Raw genomic sequence first — 21,235 nt, forward strand, 5'->3', positions numbered from 1 at the left:
ATGGACAACATAGCAAAACTGGCATCATAGACATAGGCTTAAGTCTATCATCTATTATAACGGTTGTTACTCTCTCTTGGCTAATCCTTCCTCGCAAGGAAGGGTAACCCTAAACGTTGTTCCCTCACCGAGAGTGCTGCTTACACTAATCTTGCCGTGATGTGCCTCCACGATAGACTTGGTAATAGAAAGGCCGAGTCCAGATCCACCATATTTTCGTGTGCGAGAGGAATCGCTGCGGTAGAAGCGATCGAAGATATGTGGGATATGCTCTGGAGAAATCCCGCAGCCGTTGTCTTGCACCGTTAAAATGGCCTCATTTCCTCTAGTATGTAAAGAGAGATGAATGGTGCCAGATTCTGTATCCGTATGCTGAACTGCATTGTGGAACAGATTCAGAATTACCTGTTTGATTTTATTGGGTTCATATTTACCATGGATGCCATACGAGATATCAAAAGTAACCTTGCGCTGATCCGCTAACAAGAGCAGATGCGGCTTCATTTCGGAAATGACCTCACCGAGCAGCAGATCCGTCATCCGCAGTTGAGGGGCGCCGTCCATCCGAGCGAGCAGCAGCAAATCCTCCACCAGCTTATTGATCCGTTTCGATTCGCCATGCATGCTTCGCAATGAATTGTATAACTGTTCTTTGTTGTCCGCAGCGCCACGCAGTAAGACCTCCAAAAAACCGTGGATTGAGGTCAGCGGCGTTCGCAGCTCGTGAGAAGCATCGGCAGCGAAGCGGCGCATCTGTTCCTTGGCTTCCCGTTCATTATGAAAGGATATTTCGAGACGCTCGAGCATACCATTGAATGAATGGGCCAGCTTGTCGATCTCAGTCTGGCCTTGGTTAATTGGAAATCGGATATCCAGATTACCGGCATCAATGATCTCGGCGGACTCTCCCATATTTGAAAGAGGGACCAGCGTCTTTCGAAGGGCAGGCAAGTATAGGAAGAAGCCAGCCAATAAAGCAATCACTGACAAACCTGCGTAGATCATCAATTGCTGTAAGATTACATCCGTAAGAGGTCCGGTATTCACGCTCATTTGGAGAAGCAATCGAGTATTTCCAGGTCTATAGAGATTCACGAATATAGCCAGATGTTCAGTGCCGTCATCGGCCTCTATGAGCTTGTAATTTCCTGTTGCTCTATCCGTGGTATGAATGAGCAGATTATTGTATTGCTCATTCGTTAATCTAGGCGCGGCTGAATCAGATAAAGTCATTTGCTGTAAGTCTCTGAAGGTGCCATCTGAGCTATAAATAGCGAGGGTTGTATGGGCATCCAGCAGGAGTGGACGCCTATTCTCACCGGTTCTTTGACCATTTGGGATTTTATTCTCGCCGTTTCTTTCCCCCGGCAAATTGCCGTTATACTCGGTGTTTCCCTCATTCGGAGTTGTGGTGTCCTCGTCATAGGAATTGAAAAAGTTGAAAAACATCTCACGGGGAACTGAACGTATTTGCGCTTCCATAGACTCTGCTCTATTGCTATATATGAAATCCCGCATGAGTATATATTGTAATACTCCGATTAGAAGAAGCAATCCTGATAGAATGAGCAGCGAAATGGCTAGCAGCTGTTTGCGTAGAGAACGTGGTGCGGGCAGCTTACGAAACCATTTAGAGAAGCGCGTACTCATAGATCTACCCGGTAGCCTGCTCCCCGCAGGGTACGGATAATACGGTGCTCCTTATCCCCGAGCTTCTCGCGAAGCGAACGGATATAGACCTCAACGATATTTTCCTCACCACCAAAGTCATAGCCCCACACTTTATCAAGAATCATGGGTTTACTTAGTACAAGGCCGTGATTAATAACGAGATACTGTAATAACTCGTATTCCGTGGGTGAGAGTTCAAGGACTTCTTCCTTGAAGCGAATTTCTTTTCTACGGCTATCAATTCGGAATGGACCGCAGCGTACCTCGCCGAGCAGACCTGGAAACTGATTGCGTAGCCGCGCTTGAATTCGGGCAAGCAATTCGTCGAAGCTGAAGGGCTTGACCATATAATCGTCAGCACCAATAGTGAGACCCTTGACTCGATCGTCCACTTCATCCTTTGCAGTTAGCATGATAACGGCTAGTTCCGTCTCTTCCGAGCGAAGGTAATGACATAACTCGAATCCATCCATGCCAGGCATCATGACATCTAGGATGGCTACATGTGGCTTGAACTCAGCAGCGACCGAGATGGCTGTGATTCCGTCGGGTGCGGTTCTGACTTCAAATCCTTCGTTAAGGAGACCCAACTCTAGAAATTGTAATATATGAGGCTCATCATCTACGAGCAGTAGTCGAACGCCTTGAGCTGCTTTCATCATAGGTACCTCCAAATCAGTGATAGATAGCTACATTATGACATATTCGGTTGAATGTTTGCTGAAGATGAGTCCCTTTGCTTTACGATTAAAGGAGCCTTTTCTTATTTCATGATGATTCAAAGCGGTTAATTTAGTTATAAGTAATATTAATGTGTTTAATAACAAACAAGGTTAAAAAATTCGGATTTTCGAAAATGTGATAAAGGGTTTTGACGGCGGATATAGAACACTTTACAATAAGGATAATCTCCTGATTTTGGTGAAAGTTACCCATTTTAGGAAAGATCATCCGGCCGTGTTACATTTCCTTCCACGTTTTTCTCATCTTTGTCCATCTTCCTATCAAGGCTCATTTCTTTCAAGTGTATTTCTTGTTCATTCATTTCTTTTTGGAACTTCTGTTCATTCAACCTGTGCTTGCTGAACTTCATATTACCCATAAGTCAAGGGAGGCTTTTCCATGAAGAAAAAGGAAATGGTAGCCATGCTATTGGCTGGAGGCCAAGGCAAAAGATTGAAAGGTTTAACCAAATCGCTTGCCAAGCCCGCTGTTTATTTTGGAGGGACCTATCGGATCATCGACTTCCCTTTAAGTAACTGCTCCAATTCAGGTATTGATACAGTTGGTGTGCTGACTCAATATGAGCCACTCATACTGCATTCTTACATCGGAGTAGGCAGTGATTGGGATTTGAACCGTAAGAACGGTGGGGTATTCGTGTTGCCACCGCATGAACGTGAGAATGGAAGCAGCTGGTATCGGGGAACAGCCGATGCGATTTATCGGAATCTTAAGTTTGTGGATCAGTTTGATCCAGAGCATGTTCTTATTCTGTCCGGTGATCACATTTATAAAATGGATTATCACGCTATGCTTCAATACCACAAGGAAAGAAACGCTGATTGCACAATTTCTGTCATTGACGTTCCGCTGGAGGAAGCAAGCCGATTTGGAATTTTGAATACGGAGGACGATCTAAAAATTTACGAATTTGAGGAAAAGCCCGCTCAGCCAAAAAGCACATTAGCTTCTATGGGTGTGTATATCTTCAAATGGGAGGTTCTCCGCAAGCATTTACTAGAGGATGGGGAGAATGTAGGATCATCCCACGATTTCGGCAAGGATATCATTCCTTTGATGCTGGAGGACGGAAACTCCTTATTTGCGTACCCTTTTGAAGGATACTGGAGAGATGTAGGTACAGTAACTAGCTTATGGGAAGCAAATATGGATTTGCTGAGCGATACTCCGCCACTTAATCTAAATGATCCCAGCTGGCGCATTTTTACACGTAATCCGAATCAACCTGCCCAATATGTTGCCCCTGGGGCGAAAGTGTCAGGCTGCATTATTAATGAAGGCTGCATAGTACACGGAGAAGTGAATCATTCGGTTCTCTTTTATGGGGTAGAAGTGGGTGAAGGAAGTGTAATTACGGACTCCGTGATTATGCCTAAGGTCAAGATTGGCAAGAACGTACGCATTCATAAAGCGATTATTAGTGAGAATACGGTAATCGACGATTATATGGAAATAGGCATCGAACGGGAGAACGAGAACGAAATTCTGCTGATCGACAATAAAAGCAAAAAACGTAAATCAGCTGTGGCCAAAACCATATAATCAAGCTAAAACGCCTTCGGCGTCCTTCTAGGGACGGTAAGCGTTTATGCGAGATTTATAAGGATAAAGTATATCGTGAAACTTATACTTTCTTATAAATTATAAGAGGACGGTGGATTCCGATGAAGCAACTCATGGGTGTAATTAATCTGGATCATGAACTCGACAAACTAAATGAACTCACTTATTTCCGCTGTGGTGCAGCCGTACCTTTTGCCAGTCGTTATCGGTTGATTGATTTCGTGCTTTCTAATATGATGCGTGCAGACCTGGAGAGCGTTGGCCTGTTCGTCCGCCGTAAATACCGTTCTCTAATGGACCATTTGGGTGACGGGAAATCGTGGGATATGAACCGCAAGCATGGGGGATTATTCATTTTGCCTCCAGACTGGAACGATCCAACGGATACTTCTCTCGGGGACTTACAGCATTATCATAACAATCTGGATCTTTTTAAACGGGGATCTGCTAAATATATCGTGTTTTCCGGCAGCCAGCATATCAATACGATCGATCTTCAGGATTTGTACAGTTATCATCTGGAGAAGGGTGCCGACGTTACAGTAGTGTATAAAAAGATTGAAGAACTACAGCCAGAACATGATCTATGCCAGCGTATTGAAGTAGACGAAGAGAATAAGGTGACTAATATCCATCATGAGAAAGACCATCCTAATTTATATCTGGATATCTTCATTATGGAGAAAAAACTGTTCTTGGAGCAGGTGGAGCATTGCATTGCGCATGGAGAGAGTTATTTTTTCCGAGATGTAGTTCAGAAGAACCGACACAAATTTAATATCGCCGCATACGAATATCATGGCTATCATGCCGTAATTAATTCATTAGAGAGTTATTATAAGAACAGTTTGGAACTGCTCCAACAGGAGAATTACTTCAGTTTGTTCAAAGAAAGCCCGGTACAGACGAAGATTAAATACGAGGCTCCAACCCGGTACTTGGAAAGTGCTAATGTCAGTAATTCGTTGGTGGCTAATGGCTGCATTATAGCTGGAACGGTAGAGAATAGCGTGATCTTTCGGGGGGTTCAGGTACGTAAGGGAGCGAAGATCATCAACTCAGTAATTATGCAAAAGTGCGTCATCGAAGAAAATGCGGTCATTGAGAATGTAATCATGGATAAAGACGTACATTTGAGTAAGAATCGAATTCTTGTTGGAGATAGCAAACGTCCATTCGTCATCGCCAAGAGCAGCAAGATCTAACGACTGGATTAGATGAACAAAGCAGTATTAACCTATCTGATCTAATGGCACAGTCTGCTGCACTTCTAATAAAAGCATTTGTCAGGAGGAACTACTGTTGTTTAACGATAAAGAATCTTTCAAACAGGTATTCCGTGAGACCCTCATTGGTAAATTAGGTAAACCGCTTGAGGAAGCCTCGAATGCCGATGTCTATAAAATACTGGGCAACATGATTCGTGAGAACGCCGGGAAAAATTGGGCGGAAACGAACCAAAAATATAAGCTCGATAAAGATAAGCAGGTTTACTATTTTTCAATGGAGTTCTTGATCGGTAGGCTTCTGGGGAACAATCTGTTGAATATGGGTGTACTGGAAGTAGTACGTGAAGGTTTAGCGGACCTTGGCTTTTGTTTGCAGGATATAGAGGAGGAGGAATCGGACGCTGGGTTAGGGAATGGAGGTCTCGGTCGTTTGGCCGCCTGCTTCCTAGACTCACTCGCTTCCCTGCAATATGCGGGACATGGCTGTGGTATACGGTATAAATATGGCCTGTTCGAGCAGAAGATCGTTGATGGGTATCAAGTGGAACTTCCTGATTACTGGCTGCAGAATGATAATGTATGGGAAGTGCGCCGCGAAGACAAGCAGGTTGAAGTTAGGTTCTGGGGGACTATCGAGACCCGCGAAGAGAACGGACGGCTCATATTTGATCATACGCAATATGAGGCTGTTCGTGCAGTGCCTTACGATGTCCCTATCATTGGTGCTGATCGCCGGCATGTGAATACACTGCGTAATTGGAGTGCGGAATCCATCACCCAGCCCTCAAGAACCTTTGGTTCTTTTGCCGGGACGGACTATCATAAGTTTCTGGAGTATAAGCGTTCTGTAGAATCCATTTCGGAGTTCCTTTACCCAGATGACTCTCAATACGAAGGTAAGCTGCTTCGCCTGAAGCAACAGTATTTCCTCTGTAGCGCGGGGCTGCAAAGTATTCTGCGTACCTATGCCAAGCTTGGGATTCCTATAGAATCGCTGCCAGACAAGGTTGCTCTTCATATTAATGATACACATCCAACGTTGGTGATTCCTGAATTGATGAGGATTCTGATGGATGTACATGGTTTAGGATGGGATGAGGCATGGAGTATCACCACGCGTATGGTCTCTTACACTAATCACACTATTCTGAGCGAGGCGCTTGAGAAATGGCCTATTCAAATGGTTAGGGAGCTACTGCCACGTATTTTTCTTATCATTGAAGAGATCAATGCGCGTTTCTGTGGCGAGCTTATGAGTCGTTATCCGGGGGATCAGGATCGAATTGCGCAGATGGCGATAATTCATGATGATCAGGTTCGAATGGCTCATCTGGCGATTGTAGCGAGCCATAGTGTCAATGGAGTAGCGGCGCTGCATACAGAAATATTAATGAAGCGCGAGATGCGACTTTTTAATGAAATGTATCCACACCGTTTCAATAATAAGACGAACGGTATTACCCATCGGCGATGGTTACTGCATGCCAATCCAGATCTGGCTAATTTGATCAATCAATCGATAGGGACCCGTTGGGTGAGCCATCCTCAAGAAATGATTGGCTTGATTAAATATTGTGAGGATGCTTCCTTCCAGGAACAAGTAGCCAGTATTAAGCGCCAGAATAAGCTTCGTCTTGCAGAGTACATCTACAGTAAGCATTCAGTACATGTCGATCCTGACTCTATCTTTGATGTACAGGTGAAACGTCTACATGCCTACAAGCGCCAGTTGCTTAATATTTTGCATATTCTGCATTTGTACAATCAAATCAAAGATAATCCTTCGATGGATATGGTTCCACGCACGTTTATATTCGGAGCAAAGGCAGCGCCGAGTTATCATCTGGCGAAGCGGATTATCAAACTGATTAATACAGTTGCGGAGGTAGTCAATAAAGATCCGGATGTTAAAGGGAAGATTCGTATCTTTTTCCTTGAAAATTATTCGGTATCTCTAGCAGAAAAGATCATTCCTGCAGCGGACATCAGTGAGCAGATTTCTACAGCCAGCAAAGAAGCATCCGGTACCGGGAATATGAAGTTTATGATGAACGGTGCATTGACGGTAGGGACGATGGATGGCGCAAATGTAGAAATGCATGAAATGGTGGGAGACAACAATATGTTCCTGTTCGGACTTCGTGCTGAGCAGGTCATGGATTACTACCAGCATGGTGGTTATCATGCGCGTGATATTTACAACGGGGATAGTCGTGTGAAAGAAGTGCTGGATCAGTTAATCAAACCAGGACCTATATGTTGTCACGCTACGGAGTTTGAGAGCATTTTCCACTCTCTTCTGGATAATAACGATGAGTTTTTTGTCCTGAAGGATTTCGCTAGTTACGTTGAGACGCACGTCGAAATTGATCGGGCATATCGCAACCGGCAAGAATGGCTGAAGAAGTCCATTATTAATATTGGTCATTCCGGTAAATTCTCCAGCGATAACACAATTAGTCGCTATGCAGCTGAGATTTGGAACATTAGTCCGGTTCGACTGTAGGATCAACATAAAAAGGCTGTCTTATAAGTAGGTACCCCTACAAATAAGACAGCCTTTTTTCTTATGGGATATAAAACGAAGAAATTTTTAGATAGCTTCCGATACTAAAGCTGCGAACCGCTCTAGAAACCGGCGTTCTTCATCATCAAAGCGATCCTTGAGCGGACTGTCGATATCAAGTACGCCAAGCAAGCGATCATCCTTTATTAAAGGAACAACAATCTCGCTGTTGGAGGCTGCATCACAGGCGATATGACCTGGGAATGCATGCACATCACCAACTACAAGTGTGCGCCGCTCGGCGGCTGCCGTTCCGCACACCCCGCGAGATAGCGGAATTCGAATGCATGCAGGGAGGCCTTGAAAAGGTCCAAGTACTAGCTCCTTGCCGTCAAATAAATAAAAACCGGCCCAATTCGTATCCGGTAGAGCGTGTTTAAGTAGTGCCGAAGCATTAGCCAGATTGGCTGTAGCACTTGGTTCGTCCTTTATCAATGCTTCGAGTTGGATTAGAACGGCTTCAAACTGCTCGCTGCGCGTTCCATCATATGGCATAGCTTGAAACATGAAGCATCACCTTCCTGTACTTTAAATTCAATATGAAACCATAACTGTAACTAACAACATAGTACAGCTATGAGGGGTACGTCAAGACACAACATTGTTTTGTAATTTTTTGGGATGGGCTATGATCCCTCTGTAGCACTGAACCCTTGTGATGATGTTTCCGATGAACTGTCATAGGGTAATGCAAGAGTAAATACCGAAGGCTTTGTTGCCAGAAGGAGTGGAATATGCGCGCTGATGTACAGAACTTGTTCATAGGAATTCACATGCTTTATTGTGCTCATGATAAAGATGTGACGATCTCGGAGATGCTGCTCGGACTGGAAGACATGGGGTATCGTGTAGGAGAACGCGAAGTGAAACAGGAATTGGAAAAGCTGACGCTGGACAACTTTCTGACTGCACATAGTGAAGGGTACAGTATTACTGGCACGGGTATTGAAGAGTTCAAGGATATTCGAGCCAAACTTCAGGTGCTGTGTAGTGAAGTTATTCAGGGAGCAGAATGAAATCATTTAAAGCAAAGTTCCATAAAAGTGTCTGTATCAAGGGAGAATTAACCTTCTGATGCAGGCGCTTTTTACGTGAGAGGATACAATTTGTTCTTTTCAAAGTTAAAGAAATTAGAACTTTTAGCTTAAGGATATACTCTTGAATGATGTATAATTGATAAGTTGAAGGGGGAGCGGAGAATTGTATCTATGCAATGGAGTGACACCTACACTGATCGGTAGAAGATTAAAATTATGTGCTATGACTACTGAGCATGCTTCAGCGTTATTTCAGGTTTGGTCTCATCCGGAAGTTTCTCTCTGGCTGGGTGCTCCGGCATTATCCTCTATAGAAGAGACGAAGCAGCTTATCGACCTTCTATCACAGATGGCTCAGGAAGAGGAGAGCTTACGTTGGAGTATTATTGGACCTGGGGAGGAAGTCATAGGTAGCTGTGGATATAACCATTGGCAGCTTCAGGGAGCTTACCGTGGTGAAATAGGCTGTGATCTGTCGCCTGCCTTTTGGGGGCTTGGATATATGAAGGAAGCGCTTGGGATTGTACTCGATTTTGGTTTCAATATTATGGGCTTGAATCGGATTGAAGCGCTCTGTCATCCTGATAATATCCGTGCGGAGAGGCTGGTTCATACGCTTGGATTTCAGAAGGAAGGCGTATTGCGTCAATACAGGCAGATCGCTTCCGGCTTTCAGGATACTGCTCTCCATGCTCTACTGCGCGAGGAATGGCAATCCACTTAATACATAAAGAGAGGGTTTGGAATATTGAAGTCAACAGGGGATTTAGAACGTAAACTAATATTAACAGGGGTACTGCTGGCCACGTTTCTGGCGGCTATTGAGGGAACTGTAACAGGACCAGCCGGGCCGGCGATTGTAGGCGACTTTCAGGGAATGCAGTGGCTGAGCTGGATATTTACTTCATATTTACTGGCAATGGCTATTACTACACCTATTTTCGGCAAAATCAGTGATCTGTTTGGACGCAAGCCAGTATTCATGTGGGGAGCGGCTGTTTTTTTACTAGGCTCATTATTATGCGGCATATCTCAAAGTATGGAACAGCTGATCCTGTTTCGCGCGATACAGGGGATCGGTGCGGGTGCACTTATTCCAATGACCTTTACCATTATCGGTGATATTTACAGCATTGAAGAAAGAGCAAAGACACAAGGGTTGCTAAGCTCTGTATGGGGGATTTCCTCTTTGGTAGGGCCACTGCTTGGTGGCTATGTGGTAGATTACTTAAGCTGGCGCTGGGTATTTGTATTCAATCTGCCATTTGGCGTGTTGGCAATGGTATTTATTGCGCGCTACCTGAAGGAAGAAAAGGTGCGTCGGAAGACACAGATCGATGTGCCAGGCGTCCTTCTGTTCGCGGCAGGCATGGGTGCTCTACTCTTTGGACTCTCCACGGGAGGGCAGAACCTGGCATGGACCTCTCCTTTACTACTCGCAACACTGGGTGCAGCGGTTATCCTGTTAATCCTATTTTTGCTTGTGGAGCGCCGTGCACCAGAGCCTATGCTTCCGCTGAACCTATTCTCAAATCGTAATATCGCAGTATCAACGGGTGCTAACCTGCTTGTAAGCACATTAATTATTGGACTTTCTACGTACATCCCTTTATGGGTTCAGGGCGTTTCTGGAAAAAGCGCTGCGATCTCAGGCTTGCTGCTTGCGCCAATGTCTGTAGGCTGGATGTTTGGGTCAATCGCAGGCGGACGAATGATTCTGCGAGCAGGTTCTCGCCGAACGGCAATGCTTGGATTGATGATGATTGCTGCTGGAGCTATTGGTCTGGTTTTCTTGACAGGAGAGTCTTCACAGGTAATCCTCTTATGCTTGATGCTGGTCTGTGGGGTAGGCTTCGGATACTCCTCTACGGTCTTCACGATTATCGCTCAGTCGTCGGTTGCGTATGATCAACGCGGTGCGTCCACAGCACTTAATGCATTTACAAGGTCCCTAGGTCAGACCATTGGGGTGGCTATTTTCGGTTCCTGGCTGAACTTGAATATTGATCAGCTGTTGCGAAAACAACCGGATTCAAACGTTACAGGTGATGATATTAATAAGCTGCTAGGCTCGCATACAGGCACTAACCTCTCCGGCGAAGTATCAAACAGTTTACGTGGTGCACTAGAAGGGGGACTTCATTCACTATTTATTGTGATGGCAGTTTTCGCAGTCTTGTCACTAGTTATATCTTGGGGTTTGCGCAAGGGTGTACCTTCAGTAGAGGATGCTACGTCGTCTTTGAAAAAGGCATAACTCATTCTCTAAATCACATAAAGAAGCCCGACCGGGTATTTACCGGTCGGGCTTCTTCGTGCAATAACAGCTTGTCTAACACATATGAAGTAAAAGCAGCCTAGCCTCTAGCTCTACTTACGGGGAAGAGGAGAAAGCTTCTCAGCTTGCAGACCCATCTTCTTGAGCAGAGTGATCATTTGTTCCTTCTCTTCATCATTCAGTCCGCTGAAAGCAAGATGAAGACGCTCTGAGTATTTCGGATACATCTCATTCATGAGACGTTCGCCTTCCGCGGTCAACTCTGCGAAAATCACACGACGATCACTTGGACAAGGTTTGCGTTGCAAATAGCCGCGTTCTTCAAGCTTGTCGATAACGTAAGTGACGTTGCCGCTCTGTAGCAGTAGTTTGGCACCAATTTGTTGAATGGGCTGTGGTCCCTTATAGTACAACACTTCCATGACGGCAAAGGCAGTAGGGTTAAAACCTTCAATTTTGCTGCCGGTAACAGCATGCTCATTAATACTCTTGAATGATTTGGCAAATACCCGGTACAAATGTAGTGTTAATTGTGTATCACGTTCATAAGATTGTATCATGCTTCTCCACCCTCTATCGTTAATCATGTGAACTCGTCGCACGTCTGTAATCATATTAATTAGTGCACGGTTTACCTGTGCAACGAACTTTGAGATAACAATAGAATACGTGAAAGATCGAATGAAGAACATGTGATTTGTCACAATGAGCAACTTTTAATTATTAAAAATCAAACAATTTTTTGAAGATGCTGAAATTGAATGTTTTTTTACTTCGATCTCTGAAAGGATATCAATTTCATCCCCCGGTTCAGTGTTATTTACGCCTCCAGACGGATGAATGACAATCCCCAATATTTTACTATTATTTCATTGAGAAATAGTAACGGGGAGTGAAGGAAGGATGGAGGAACATCATATTGATGGTTTAAAAGAAAGTAAGCTAACCGCAAATAAACCATTCATGCTGCTTATTGCGGCACAGCTTGTATCGAATGTAGGAGACTGGTTGCATATACTAGCGCTACTGACAATGGTAGGGTTTAAATGGAATGCCACACCGTGGGAAATTACGGCTATATCTTTATGTATGGCAGTGCCTTTGCTCTTAGGAGGACCGTTTGCAGGTTACTTAAGTGATCGTTTTAACCGCAAGGCACTAATGATTGGTTCGGATATAGCCCGTGCAGCGGTTGTTATTTGCTTGGTATTTGCAGGCTCGCTGTGGCAGGTTTATGTGCTGCTGCTGGCTAAGGGATGTATGGATGTGCTGTTCTCTCCGGCCAAAAGCGGAAAGATTAAGGAACTTGTTCCTGCGGCTCAGATGGATAAAGCAATGGCGCTTAGCTCATCTATAGAGCAGATAACTAAAATTGTGGGTCCAGCGCTTGGTGGATTGCTAGTTGCAGCCTTCGGCATATCTGTTTGTTATATGATCGATTCTGCTACATTCGTTTTATCGGCGATTATTTTGCTTGGATTACCGCGTACAGCTGTGATAAAGAAGGAAGATACGGAAGCAAGCTCGGGGGATACGGATGTGCGTAAATCCTTCCGCCAAGAAATGTCGGCAGGTCTGCATGTGATTGCAGGAATGCCTGTAGTGCTGTGTGGCATTGTTATGCTAGTACTGGTGCTGCTAATGCTACAGATCGGAGACTCTCAGATTGTAACGTTATTCCGGGAGATTCCAGGTGTGAACGGAGATCTGCTGGGGTGGTGTGTAGCAGCCAGTGGCTTTGGAACCTTGCTATCTGCGCTGCTTGTAAGCCGATTAGGCAGTGGTAAGCATCCGCTTATTTTTATGGGATTAGGGGCTGTAATCATGGGCGTTGTCTTCTCAAGTGCAGGGATCGTAACTGCTCATGGTCAAGCCGGAATCTGGATGAACATTGCTTTGTTTGGGTCCTTCATGTTTGCTGGTGTGGGTGCAGGACTAGCGTTTATCCCCTTCAATTCAATGCTCCAGCAACGGACACCTGCGGAATACACGGGTCGTGTATTTGGAACCATAGGCAGCCTGACAAGCGCAGCTGTTATTCTAGGACCTGTAGCCGGTGGAGCCTTAGTGACAGCATCGGGGCCGGTATCTGCCTTTATTCTATCTGGTTTGCTTACAGGATTGCTAGGACTAGGGCTGTTAATGCTGCGTGGTAAAATCGAGCGCAGGGATGAAGCGGCGATCAAGAAGCAGGAAGGAATAGCTGCGTCGAATAATATGGACCTTGTAGGACAGACCTCCCTTTGATGGGAGGTTTCTTTTATTCGCTATTGCGCAGGGCTTAAGTTATTATTGTGAAAAAAGCAGCTTGATTATTTTTAGGAAAAATATATAGTACGATTAGATAAGTTGCGATTGCCTCTGTTGATCATTTGAATATCATTCATATACGCAATAGGGAATGCAATTTATAATAGTATTTATTAGAAGTACTAGGAGATGGAGAGTATGGAAAAAGAAGAAACTACAGTGGATACCGAGAGCTATGACGACATTGTGCTCGATGTTGAGATCGATGAAGCTGGCTATGAAGCGGGAGATCCTTGCATATTCGATATTTCTTTTCAAGTGAAGCGAGGTCAACTGCTCGGACTGATCGGACCTAATGGTGCTGGGAAAAGTACAACCATTAAGACCCTGCTTGGTTTGTTGAAGAATACCAAGGCTAAGGTGTCTTTTAGTGGAGTTAATAAATCTTACGCTTATGTACCGGAGCAACCTGTGTTTTATGAGGATTTGACATTGTGGGAGCACTTGGATTTAGCGGCCGCTGCCTACGGACTGAAGTACGAACAGTTCGAAGAAACTGCAGAAAGACTGTTGAAGCAGTTTGGTATGGGTCATGTGCGCAATGATCTTCCAGCTGGATTCTCTAAGGGCATGAAACAAAAAATGATGCTAATGCTTGGCTTCTTGGTACAACCGGATGTTTATATTGTGGACGAGCCATTTATTGGTTTAGACCCCCGCGCCACTAAAGATTTCCTGCGGCTGCTAGAAGCGGAGCGGAAGCGCGGAGCTGGTGTATTAATGTCTACGCATGTACTGGATACAGCAGAGAAGATATGCGATGATTTCGTATTGATCTCCGGGGGAAAGGTTGCCGCCTCAGGAACACTCGAAGATATACGTGATTATGCTGGACTGCCGGAGGCGTCGTTGTTTGATTGCTTCGACGAATTAACATGAGTAAGCAGGGACAGCGGGCGTTTGCTTTTTCTAACGCTAAACAACTATTCAGACGGCGGCTATTCTCTCATTGGCGTGAGCAATCCGCTATTATCCGTACGGCGGCTGATTGGACCGTTCTTTTATATATTCTTATTCCCGGGGGATTATTGGGAGGGCGTTTGTATTATGGGTTCTGGAATGAGGCGCTACCGGCTTGGAGTGTGAATTTGCCGTTTATGCTCATTCCTTCATTATTAGTGCTCTTGATCTGCAACGGGGGCTTGGTACTGTTATTGCAGGAAGGCGATCTATTATTTCTTAGACAACGGCAACGATGGATGAATACGATCCTATTTCGCGGGTTGCTCTACAGCCTGATTGTAACCTCGCTGAAGTTCTGTGTAGCTTTTGCACTGTTACTGCCTTTTCTGATTCGGGGATTTGAGATGACGTCATCGGAGGTATGGGCGCTTTTCGCTCTGACCTTGGCGTGCAGTTGGTGTGTTAAGTTACTTGGACATCTTGTAAAAGTACAGAAGCAAGGTTGGCGTCGCTGGTTATGGCTATTTTTGGCGATCTCCGTCCCGAACGCTATTTATTTCAGAGTAGCTAGCCTTTGGAATGATCGCCCGCTTATCATATTGCTGAGTGCGGTTGTATTCACAGTCGTTGCAATATTTGCTTTCCGGTGGCGCTTATTGATGCGTGGGACATTTATGAACGATGTACGCGAGGACTACAAGCAGCGAATGAAGATAGCGGCCATACTGCTCCGCCATGTTCTGGATAAACCTCGCCCGACTCGCCATAAGCCATGGATTTTCCGGAAGTCGCAGCCTTTGCTTAAATCAAAGACTGCCGAGAGCCGTTTCTCTGCGGCAGCGATTAAGGCACTCGTACGGAATCCAGCCCATTTGAAGCTTTACTTGGCTTTCACTGCCGTGTCCGCGGTAGCGATCCTTATCATTCCATCGGGATTTAAATGGCTAGGATTTGTAGTATTAACATCGCTTATGACTTTTTGGCTGTTTTCGTTCTGGTCTTTGTTTGTTGGAGATGATTACATTGGGATACTTCCATTTACGAAAGAACAAAAGGCTGAAGCGGGTATGCATGCGGTCCCTATTTTATTACTTCCCTTTACAATGATTACCTCCGCACTAATCTGTCTCTCTTTATATGGATGGTGGGGGATCATCTTGTTCGTACCGGTTGGATACATGGTTGGACTCTTTATCAGCAGAATATTTGGTACGTTCCGATTGGGCAAAGATTGATAGATAGATAAAAAAAACAGCGTGACTTGAGAAGCCTTTCAAGTCACGCTGTTTTTAGTTGCAACGCATTAACTAAGGCGAAGGTCAGCGGCATGTTTGCCTGCTGTATATCCAGTAGAGAACGCTGCTGTTATATTGTAGCCACCAGTGTAGCCATGGATATCGAGTACCTCTCCACAGAAGAATAACCCTTGCATAAGCTTAGATTCCATTCTTTTGGGATCGATCTCTTTCAGATTTACGCCGCCACCCGTAACAAAGGCTTCGGACAGGGAGCGGGTACCATGAACATTAACGGGCATCCTTTTCAAGATACCTGCTAGCGCATGCAATCCATTCTTGGATACATGATGACCCGTAATATCTCCATCCAGGTCAGCTTTAGCTAACAAGAGGGGAATGAGACGTTCTGGCAGCAGCCCCTTTAGTGAATTGCGGATCGCTTTCTTCGGCTCCTGGTCCAGCTTGTCCTGCAGCGATGATTCCACTTCTTGCAAGTTCAGATCAGGGAAGAGATCGATGGACATCTCAACCGTGTCATTCCCTGATTTACGCTGGACCTGTCTCAGAAATTGACTGCAGCGCAGCGCAATTGGCCCTGATAATCCAAAATGGGTGAAGATCATATCTCCGCGATGAGAAATGACCTTCTTTCCTTTTGGATTCCATACAGTAAGTGCCACATCGCGTAGCGACAATCCTTGCAGCTCACCGGATTTAATCCACTCTTCCCGTGAAATAATCGGTACCTCTGTCGGAAACAGCTCAGTAATGGTGTGGCCTGCGGCTTCAGCCCATGGGTACCCATCTCCAGTAGAGCCGGTCTGAGGAACGGACTTTCCTCCGGTGGCGATGATTACGGCAGCACTGGAAATCGTTTTGCCCGAGCCCAACTGAACGCCCTTAACGGCCCCTTCTTCATATATTACATGTGAAACAGGACTATCCGTCATAATCTGCACACCTAGACCCCGTACTTTGTTAATTAAGGCGGAGACGACGCTGGAGGCCTTATCGGAGACGGGAAACATCCGTCCGTTGTCTTCTTCCTTTAATGCAATGCCTAAGCCTTCAAAAAAGGCAATGATATCTTGATTATTAAAATGGTCGAAGGAGCTATACAAAAACCGCCCGTTTCCCGGGATATGGGAGATTAACTCATCTCTCTCCTTGACGTTCGTTACATTGCAGCGTCCGCCACCAGATATCCCGAGCTTTCGTCCTAGCTTAGCTCCCTTGTCGATCAGTAGTACGGATGCCCCGTGTTCTGCTGCGGCCACGCTTGCCATTAATCCCGAAGGGCCGCCACCTATGACGATCACATCGAAGTTGCTCATGAAATTTTACTCCTTTACATGTTAAGACACGGGTGTTACTTCGTGTTTTCCTAACGGAATCATACCATTCTGACTGTCATGTAACCAGTCTTGTCCGCTCACTTGGTTATAATCGTTGTCAGGAGAGTAATCCTGTGCTTTAATCTAGTCATGTAGGGCAATTTGTCCATTTTGGGGTGTGATTGTAATTATTGGCGCAATTAAGGATATATTATTGCAAATATCGGCAGCATGCTCCTTTCTTTTTCTGATTCAGTGGTGGGTGGACCGAGGGCTTGTGGCTCGAAAAAAAGGTAGTTTCCCGGATAATCAAACTTTTTTGGTTTTGGCGTGTGCGTTAAGTCTTATGCTATGCTCTCTTCTTTCGACGACTTTATTCGGTATTGCTTATTTGAATTTAGGAATGATTCCTGCTTATATCGGTATTTTATATGGAACTGTACGTTCAGGCATTCTGCTGTCCATCTTTTTGCTTGTCTGTAATATATTCATTGCAGAGCCAGCAGGAATAAGTAATATGATATTAAATTCAGGAATATTATTATATCCATTGCTGTTTGGGCTGGCTAAGCCTTTTAAGAAAGGCACAGTGGTAGAGAAGATAGGTATGTTATGGATGGTTCTTTGTCCGAATATGTTGTTCATTGCACTTGTGCCTATTATAGGTGGAAAAAATATATATGAGGCTCATTCTGGCGAGTCACTTTTGATTACTTTGTATCTATTTTTCAGCATCGCACTAGGCGGTATTTTTGTTTATTTTGTTGAAATGGTCTGGAGTAGTTGGCGGGCTAAAATACATATGGAAAGTATAAGTGATAATTTCCAGTGGGAGTCTGAGAAGCTGCAGCAGATTACAAATGTAGTACCTCTGAGTATTATGTCCCTGGATGATCACGGAGTTGTGACCGACCTCAATGATTGTATGTTGGGAATGGCACGAATTCATTATCCCAATTTGAAAAGGGAAGATATTATTGGCAAGCCGGTTAGGGAATTTTTTAATGGTTCAGCGGATGTTGATGCATATATGAGGGTACGGGATAACATTCAGCATAAACGGCGTTCCCATGAGCGAATGATTCATGGAACGCGGATCTATCAAATTTATTCAGCACCACTAATGCATAAGAACTCAGGATTAACGAGTGGAGTGGTACTCATTGCACAGGATATTACGGATGAAGTGAAACTCCGCTCAGAGCTGGATCATGTGGAACGATTGAGCTTAGTAGGGCAGATGGCTGCCGGAATTACCCATGAGATTCGTAATCCTATGGCGGTAGTTCGCGGATTTTTACAGCTAATGAGAGAAAAGAGCTCGGATGATTTGGATTCTTATTATCAGATCGTATTGGAGGAGCTGGATCGGGCGAATAGCATTATTAATGATTTCCTATCGCTGGCGCAAAGCCGGATATCCGATAAAGAGAAAGTGCTATTACACCGAGTTATAGAAGAAGTCAGTCCGCTGCTGTGGGCGGATGCTAATCTTCGTGGTCAAAGTGTTGAGCTAAAGCTGAACGCATCCATCCATGAATTGGAGTTAAACGTTCGGGAAATCAAGCAGCTTATCCTTAATTTAGGCCGCAACGGCATGGAGGCTATGGGATCCAAGGGGATTCTGACACTGGAAACACATAGTACTCAGGAACAAGTGGAGCTGATTGTAAGGGATAGAGGAATCGGTATGTCGGACAGTCAACGAGAGAAGCTGTTTTCCCCTTTCTTCACAACAAAAAGGGAGGGAACGGGTCTAGGGTTATCCTTGTGTCTCAGTATTGTGGAACGGCATAACGGTAAAATAACTGTAGATTCTGTAGAAGGAGAGGGTACAGTATTTACCATCTCATTCCCTTTAGTAAAGGATGAATATAGTGAAGCCATGCTTGCGGATTAAATCAGGTTACTGTAGCATCTCTTGCTTTCACAGAGTATGAATGTATAATAAAGTTAGTAAGTACTGCTGTAATGTTATCTGACAAAACAGTAATCAGTGAAGGAGAGTGCAGAGAAATGTCCATGTCTTTTAATCAATATATGAGAGATTCGATTCAGCCTATGCGTGATGACCTTACAAGCATTGGGTTTCAGGAGCTTATGACTCCAGAAGAGGTGGAAGCCACTCTTCCTACCGCAAAAGGTACGGCGCTTGTAGTCGTGAATTCGGTCTGTGGTTGTGCCGCTGGACAATGCCGTCCTGGTGTAGCTCAGGCATTGCAAAATGAGATCGCTCCGGATCACTTGTTCACAGTGTTTGCAGGTCAAGAGAAAGAAGCTACTGCTAAAGCGCGTGAATATTTTGCTCCTTATCCGCCATCTTCCCCTTCCATCGCATTGATGAAGGATGGAGAGCTCGTTCATTTTATTGAACGCCATAGTGTTGAGAATCGTTCGGCTGCTGAAATTGCTGCTGAGTTGAAAGAAGTTTTTGATCGTTTTTGCAAGTAAAAAAGTTATTCCATATAATCTCGCATTAGTCGGTAATTCGGCTGTTGCGGGATTTTTCAAAATATAAGAGCGATAATGGGATAGAATATACTTAGAAGCATAGAGCTTCACTTGGTATGGATATTTTGATGGATATGGAACCATTTCTGATGGAACGGGGTGTGGTTTGTGAGTTTGCAGGAAGAAATTATTGCAGATCTTGGTGTGAAGCCAACGATTGATGTAGAAGCAGAGGTACGCAAACGGGTTGATTTCTTAAAGTCGTACGTGCTGAAGGCAGGTGCCAAAGGATTATTGATCGCCATTAGCGGCGGGGTGGACAGCGCGGTAGCTGCGGGTCTGTGTAAGCAGGCTACGGACGAGCTGTCGGCTCAAGAAGGCACAGAGTATATTACGCTTGGCGTATACCAGCCATATGGTGTTCAAGAGGATATCCAGCACAGCTATGATGTCGCAAAAGCTTTTAATCTGACCCATACCGTGGAGACAAACATTGAGGAAGCTGTAAATGAGATTGCGCTTGAAGTTGAGCATAGCCTGAAGTCCTTGGGCCAACATCGTCATATGACCCATCAAGGCAAGGGGAATGTTAAAGCGAGAACACGTATGGTTATGCAATATGCGCTCTCTTTTGAGAACAATCTGATTGTAGTAGGAACGGATCATGCTTCAGAAGCCATTACGGGTTTCTACACCAAGTGGGGGGATGGCGCTGTAGATATTACACCTCTATCCACACTTAACAAACGTCAGGTTCGTCAATTAGCTGCTCATATTGGTGTGCCTGCGGATATTGTTACTAAAGCACCTACGGCAGGCTTATGGCCGGGGCAGACGGATGAAACCGAGCTGGGCATTACTTATGATGATAATAGCGATTATTTGGAAGGCAAACAGGTTAACCCTGAGGTAGCGGAGAAACTCGAGAATTATTACCGGAGAACGGCGCATAAGCGCAATGTCATTCCTGGAATTTAGAATAGGTAGAAGTAGAAACCGCCACGGGTCTGCGTTGTAGCAGCTCTCGTGGCGGTTTTTTGTAAGATGGATAAGCTACAAGAATCTTAGTTAGCCATTGTTTGATCGATAAAATTAGTGGTCGAAGCAATCGCAAGCTCCAATTGTGGGGTAGTGCCGGCAAAAGGATGCACAGTACCGAAGGTATGATTACCCTCAGGAATATGAACCCAGTTAATATCGGGTCGGAGCTCAGTGAGCTGCTCAGATCCTTGCCGGAGGTGCGCTCCATCCAGACTGCCTTGAATAAGAACAACTGGGAAGGACGCTGTCTTCATGCGTTCAAGGATATTATAACGTTCTTGTTGGTTCTCCATATCTTCTAAAATAACAGCATCCAGCGGCATTTGTTGGCCTGTGCGTGCATTAAGGACATGGGTTCGTCCTGTTTGCTTCATCTCCTGCTTTTGTTCTTCCGTCAACAAATCGAGCTTCGTAACCCCGTTCCAGGAGATGACCCCGCTAACTTCACTCGGATGATCAAGCGTGTAGACTAGACAAATGCCCCCTCCAAGACTATGTCCTAGAAGGAATAAGGGCAAGCTGCCGAATTTCGGGTGCTGGCTAAGGTAGGACAACAGTATTTCCATGTCCTTCAGCTCGCGACGAAAGGTGTTGCGGGCGAATTTTTCAAGCTCGGTAAAATGCAGCAGATCCTCTCCGATTCCAGCATGAGAGAAGTTGAAGGTGATCACTTCGTGATCTTGGCTGAGAGTAGTGGCTATGTAAGGAAACATCCCCCAATCTTTGAAGCCCTTGTAGCCGTGTGCAATAACGATAAGGCTCTTAGGTGCTTCTTGGGCGGGAAAGTGTGAGCAGCGGAGAACAGCGTCTTCACCAGCGGGTATTTCGAAATTACGATGCTGCATAGGGTAATCCCCTCTCTCTATATAT

At 45.0% G+C, this 21,235-nt stretch carries 19 protein-coding genes; 12 read left to right on the forward strand and 7 right to left on the reverse strand.

The annotated features are described in order from the left end of the window. Positions 1-66: 66 nt before the first annotated feature. The 3 genes from ACFWMP_RS29925 to ACFWMP_RS29935 all read right to left on the reverse strand — a co-directional run bounded on the left by ACFWMP_RS29925 (position 67) and on the right by ACFWMP_RS29935 (position 2,773). Positions 67-1,650: a sensor histidine kinase gene (locus tag ACFWMP_RS29925; protein WP_379425978.1), complete on the reverse strand. Its 1,584-nt coding sequence runs from the start codon at positions 1,648-1,650 to the stop codon at positions 67-69. Further along, positions 1,647-2,330 (reverse strand): response regulator transcription factor, encoded by a 684-nt coding sequence (locus ACFWMP_RS29930; RefSeq protein WP_076116779.1) that lies wholly within the window; start codon positions 2,328-2,330, stop codon positions 1,647-1,649. The genes ACFWMP_RS29925 and ACFWMP_RS29930 overlap by 4 nt, the downstream gene beginning before the upstream one ends. 278 nt (positions 2,331-2,608) lie before the next feature. Then, the gene (locus tag ACFWMP_RS29935; RefSeq protein WP_379425980.1) at positions 2,609-2,773 is read right to left on the reverse strand and encodes a hypothetical protein; all 165 of its coding nucleotides are present in this window, start codon (positions 2,771-2,773) and stop codon (positions 2,609-2,611) included. A 20-nt stretch (positions 2,774-2,793) separates the two neighbouring features. On the opposite strand from ACFWMP_RS29935, the gene ACFWMP_RS29940 reads away from it, so the two are divergent. From ACFWMP_RS29940 to ACFWMP_RS29950, 3 genes are all read left to right on the forward strand, one after another. Next, a complete protein-coding gene (locus tag ACFWMP_RS29940) occupies positions 2,794-3,957 on the forward strand; it encodes a glucose-1-phosphate adenylyltransferase (RefSeq protein WP_042184623.1) in 1,164 nt (387 codons plus the stop codon). A gap of 122 nt (positions 3,958-4,079) precedes the next feature. After that, the gene (glgD, locus tag ACFWMP_RS29945) at positions 4,080-5,183 is read left to right on the forward strand and encodes a glucose-1-phosphate adenylyltransferase subunit GlgD (RefSeq protein ID WP_042184625.1); all 1,104 of its coding nucleotides are present in this window, start codon (positions 4,080-4,082) and stop codon (positions 5,181-5,183) included. 97 nt (positions 5,184-5,280) lie between these two features. Continuing rightward, on the forward strand, positions 5,281-7,713 hold the full coding sequence (locus ACFWMP_RS29950; RefSeq protein WP_379425983.1) for a glycogen/starch/alpha-glucan phosphorylase: 2,433 nt from the start codon (positions 5,281-5,283) through the stop codon (positions 7,711-7,713). Positions 7,714-7,800: 87 nt separating this feature from the next. Here ACFWMP_RS29950 and ACFWMP_RS29955 read toward each other — a convergent pair whose 3' ends face one another. Further along, positions 7,801-8,280: a GAF domain-containing protein gene (locus ACFWMP_RS29955; protein ID WP_042184630.1), complete on the reverse strand. Its 480-nt coding sequence runs from the start codon at positions 8,278-8,280 to the stop codon at positions 7,801-7,803. 227 nt (positions 8,281-8,507) lie between these two features. On the opposite strand from ACFWMP_RS29955, the gene ACFWMP_RS29960 reads away from it, so the two are divergent. From ACFWMP_RS29960 to ACFWMP_RS29970, 3 genes are all read left to right on the forward strand, one after another. Further along, positions 8,508-8,789 carry a hypothetical protein gene (locus ACFWMP_RS29960; RefSeq protein WP_094874766.1) on the forward strand — a complete coding sequence of 94 codons (282 nt, stop codon included), beginning with the start codon at positions 8,508-8,510 and terminating at the stop codon, positions 8,787-8,789. Between the two features lie 184 nt (positions 8,790-8,973). Continuing rightward, entirely contained in the window at positions 8,974-9,534 is a 561-nt protein-coding gene (locus ACFWMP_RS29965) for a GNAT family N-acetyltransferase (RefSeq protein WP_379425986.1), read from the forward strand. Between the two features lie 24 nt (positions 9,535-9,558). After that, the gene (locus tag ACFWMP_RS29970; RefSeq protein WP_042184634.1) at positions 9,559-11,067 is read left to right on the forward strand and encodes an MDR family MFS transporter; all 1,509 of its coding nucleotides are present in this window, start codon (positions 9,559-9,561) and stop codon (positions 11,065-11,067) included. A gap of 113 nt (positions 11,068-11,180) precedes the next feature. Here ACFWMP_RS29970 and ACFWMP_RS29975 read toward each other — a convergent pair whose 3' ends face one another. Then, positions 11,181-11,648: a MarR family winged helix-turn-helix transcriptional regulator gene (locus ACFWMP_RS29975; RefSeq protein WP_042123913.1), complete on the reverse strand. Its 468-nt coding sequence runs from the start codon at positions 11,646-11,648 to the stop codon at positions 11,181-11,183. A 343-nt stretch (positions 11,649-11,991) separates the two neighbouring features. Between ACFWMP_RS29975 and ACFWMP_RS29980 the strand changes: the two genes are divergently transcribed. The 3 genes from ACFWMP_RS29980 to ACFWMP_RS29990 all read left to right on the forward strand — a co-directional run bounded on the left by ACFWMP_RS29980 (position 11,992) and on the right by ACFWMP_RS29990 (position 15,536). Beyond that, positions 11,992-13,335: an MFS transporter gene (locus ACFWMP_RS29980; RefSeq protein WP_379425989.1), complete on the forward strand. Its 1,344-nt coding sequence runs from the start codon at positions 11,992-11,994 to the stop codon at positions 13,333-13,335. Between the two features lie 201 nt (positions 13,336-13,536). Continuing rightward, positions 13,537-14,277 carry an ABC transporter ATP-binding protein gene (locus ACFWMP_RS29985; RefSeq protein ID WP_042184638.1) on the forward strand — a complete coding sequence of 247 codons (741 nt, stop codon included), beginning with the start codon at positions 13,537-13,539 and terminating at the stop codon, positions 14,275-14,277. Beyond that, complete coding sequence (locus tag ACFWMP_RS29990; protein ID WP_223178910.1) at positions 14,274-15,536, forward strand: ABC transporter permease; 1,263 nt, start codon at positions 14,274-14,276, stop codon at positions 15,534-15,536. Before ACFWMP_RS29985 ends, ACFWMP_RS29990 begins: the two co-directional genes overlap by 4 nt. 68 nt (positions 15,537-15,604) lie before the next feature. Here the strand turns inward: ACFWMP_RS29990 and ACFWMP_RS29995 are convergent, their stop codons facing one another. Beyond that, positions 15,605-16,873: a BaiN/RdsA family NAD(P)/FAD-dependent oxidoreductase gene (locus tag ACFWMP_RS29995; protein WP_379425992.1), complete on the reverse strand. Its 1,269-nt coding sequence runs from the start codon at positions 16,871-16,873 to the stop codon at positions 15,605-15,607. A 178-nt stretch (positions 16,874-17,051) separates the two neighbouring features. On the opposite strand from ACFWMP_RS29995, the gene ACFWMP_RS30000 reads away from it, so the two are divergent. The 3 genes from ACFWMP_RS30000 to nadE all read left to right on the forward strand — a co-directional run bounded on the left by ACFWMP_RS30000 (position 17,052) and on the right by nadE (position 20,302). Next, the gene (locus ACFWMP_RS30000) at positions 17,052-18,773 is read left to right on the forward strand and encodes a two-component system sensor histidine kinase NtrB (protein WP_081951015.1); all 1,722 of its coding nucleotides are present in this window, start codon (positions 17,052-17,054) and stop codon (positions 18,771-18,773) included. A gap of 116 nt (positions 18,774-18,889) precedes the next feature. Then, the gene (locus tag ACFWMP_RS30005) at positions 18,890-19,324 is read left to right on the forward strand and encodes a BrxA/BrxB family bacilliredoxin (protein WP_042184644.1); all 435 of its coding nucleotides are present in this window, start codon (positions 18,890-18,892) and stop codon (positions 19,322-19,324) included. A gap of 168 nt (positions 19,325-19,492) precedes the next feature. Then, entirely contained in the window at positions 19,493-20,302 is an 810-nt protein-coding gene (nadE, locus tag ACFWMP_RS30010) for an ammonia-dependent NAD(+) synthetase (RefSeq protein ID WP_042184646.1), read from the forward strand. A gap of 86 nt (positions 20,303-20,388) precedes the next feature. Here the strand turns inward: nadE and ACFWMP_RS30015 are convergent, their stop codons facing one another. Next, entirely contained in the window at positions 20,389-21,210 is an 822-nt protein-coding gene (locus tag ACFWMP_RS30015) for an alpha/beta hydrolase (protein ID WP_379425995.1), read from the reverse strand. Positions 21,211-21,235: the final 25 nt, after the last annotated feature.

The organism is Paenibacillus sp. NPDC058367, assembly GCF_042723305.1.
GTDB lineage: Bacteria > Bacillota > Bacilli > Paenibacillales > Paenibacillaceae > Paenibacillus_AQ.

What these genes read in the sequence shown, in the direction of transcription:
- ACFWMP_RS29985 (WP_042184638.1), top strand. Translation starts at nt 13,537, where the DNA reads ATGGAAAAAGAAGAAACTACAGTGGATACCGAGAGCTATGACGACATT.
- ACFWMP_RS29935 (WP_379425980.1), bottom strand. Translation starts at nt 2,773, where the DNA reads ATGGGTAATATGAAGTTCAGCAAGCACAGGTTGAATGAACAGAAGTTC.
- ACFWMP_RS29990 (WP_223178910.1), top strand. Translation starts at nt 14,274, where the DNA reads ATGAGTAAGCAGGGACAGCGGGCGTTTGCTTTTTCTAACGCTAAACAA.
- ACFWMP_RS29955 (WP_042184630.1), bottom strand. Translation starts at nt 8,280, where the DNA reads ATGTTTCAAGCTATGCCATATGATGGAACGCGCAGCGAGCAGTTTGAA.
- ACFWMP_RS29960 (WP_094874766.1), top strand. Translation starts at nt 8,508, where the DNA reads ATGCGCGCTGATGTACAGAACTTGTTCATAGGAATTCACATGCTTTAT.
- ACFWMP_RS29930 (WP_076116779.1), bottom strand. Translation starts at nt 2,330, where the DNA reads ATGAAAGCAGCTCAAGGCGTTCGACTACTGCTCGTAGATGATGAGCCT.
- ACFWMP_RS29940 (WP_042184623.1), top strand. Translation starts at nt 2,794, where the DNA reads ATGAAGAAAAAGGAAATGGTAGCCATGCTATTGGCTGGAGGCCAAGGC.
- ACFWMP_RS30005 (WP_042184644.1), top strand. Translation starts at nt 18,890, where the DNA reads ATGTCCATGTCTTTTAATCAATATATGAGAGATTCGATTCAGCCTATG.
- ACFWMP_RS29975 (WP_042123913.1), bottom strand. Translation starts at nt 11,648, where the DNA reads ATGATACAATCTTATGAACGTGATACACAATTAACACTACATTTGTAC.
- ACFWMP_RS29995 (WP_379425992.1), bottom strand. Translation starts at nt 16,873, where the DNA reads ATGAGCAACTTCGATGTGATCGTCATAGGTGGCGGCCCTTCGGGATTA.
- glgD (WP_042184625.1), top strand. Translation starts at nt 4,080, where the DNA reads ATGAAGCAACTCATGGGTGTAATTAATCTGGATCATGAACTCGACAAA.
- ACFWMP_RS29925 (WP_379425978.1), bottom strand. Translation starts at nt 1,650, where the DNA reads ATGAGTACGCGCTTCTCTAAATGGTTTCGTAAGCTGCCCGCACCACGT.
- ACFWMP_RS30015 (WP_379425995.1), bottom strand. Translation starts at nt 21,210, where the DNA reads ATGCAGCATCGTAATTTCGAAATACCCGCTGGTGAAGACGCTGTTCTC.
- ACFWMP_RS29980 (WP_379425989.1), top strand. Translation starts at nt 11,992, where the DNA reads ATGGAGGAACATCATATTGATGGTTTAAAAGAAAGTAAGCTAACCGCA.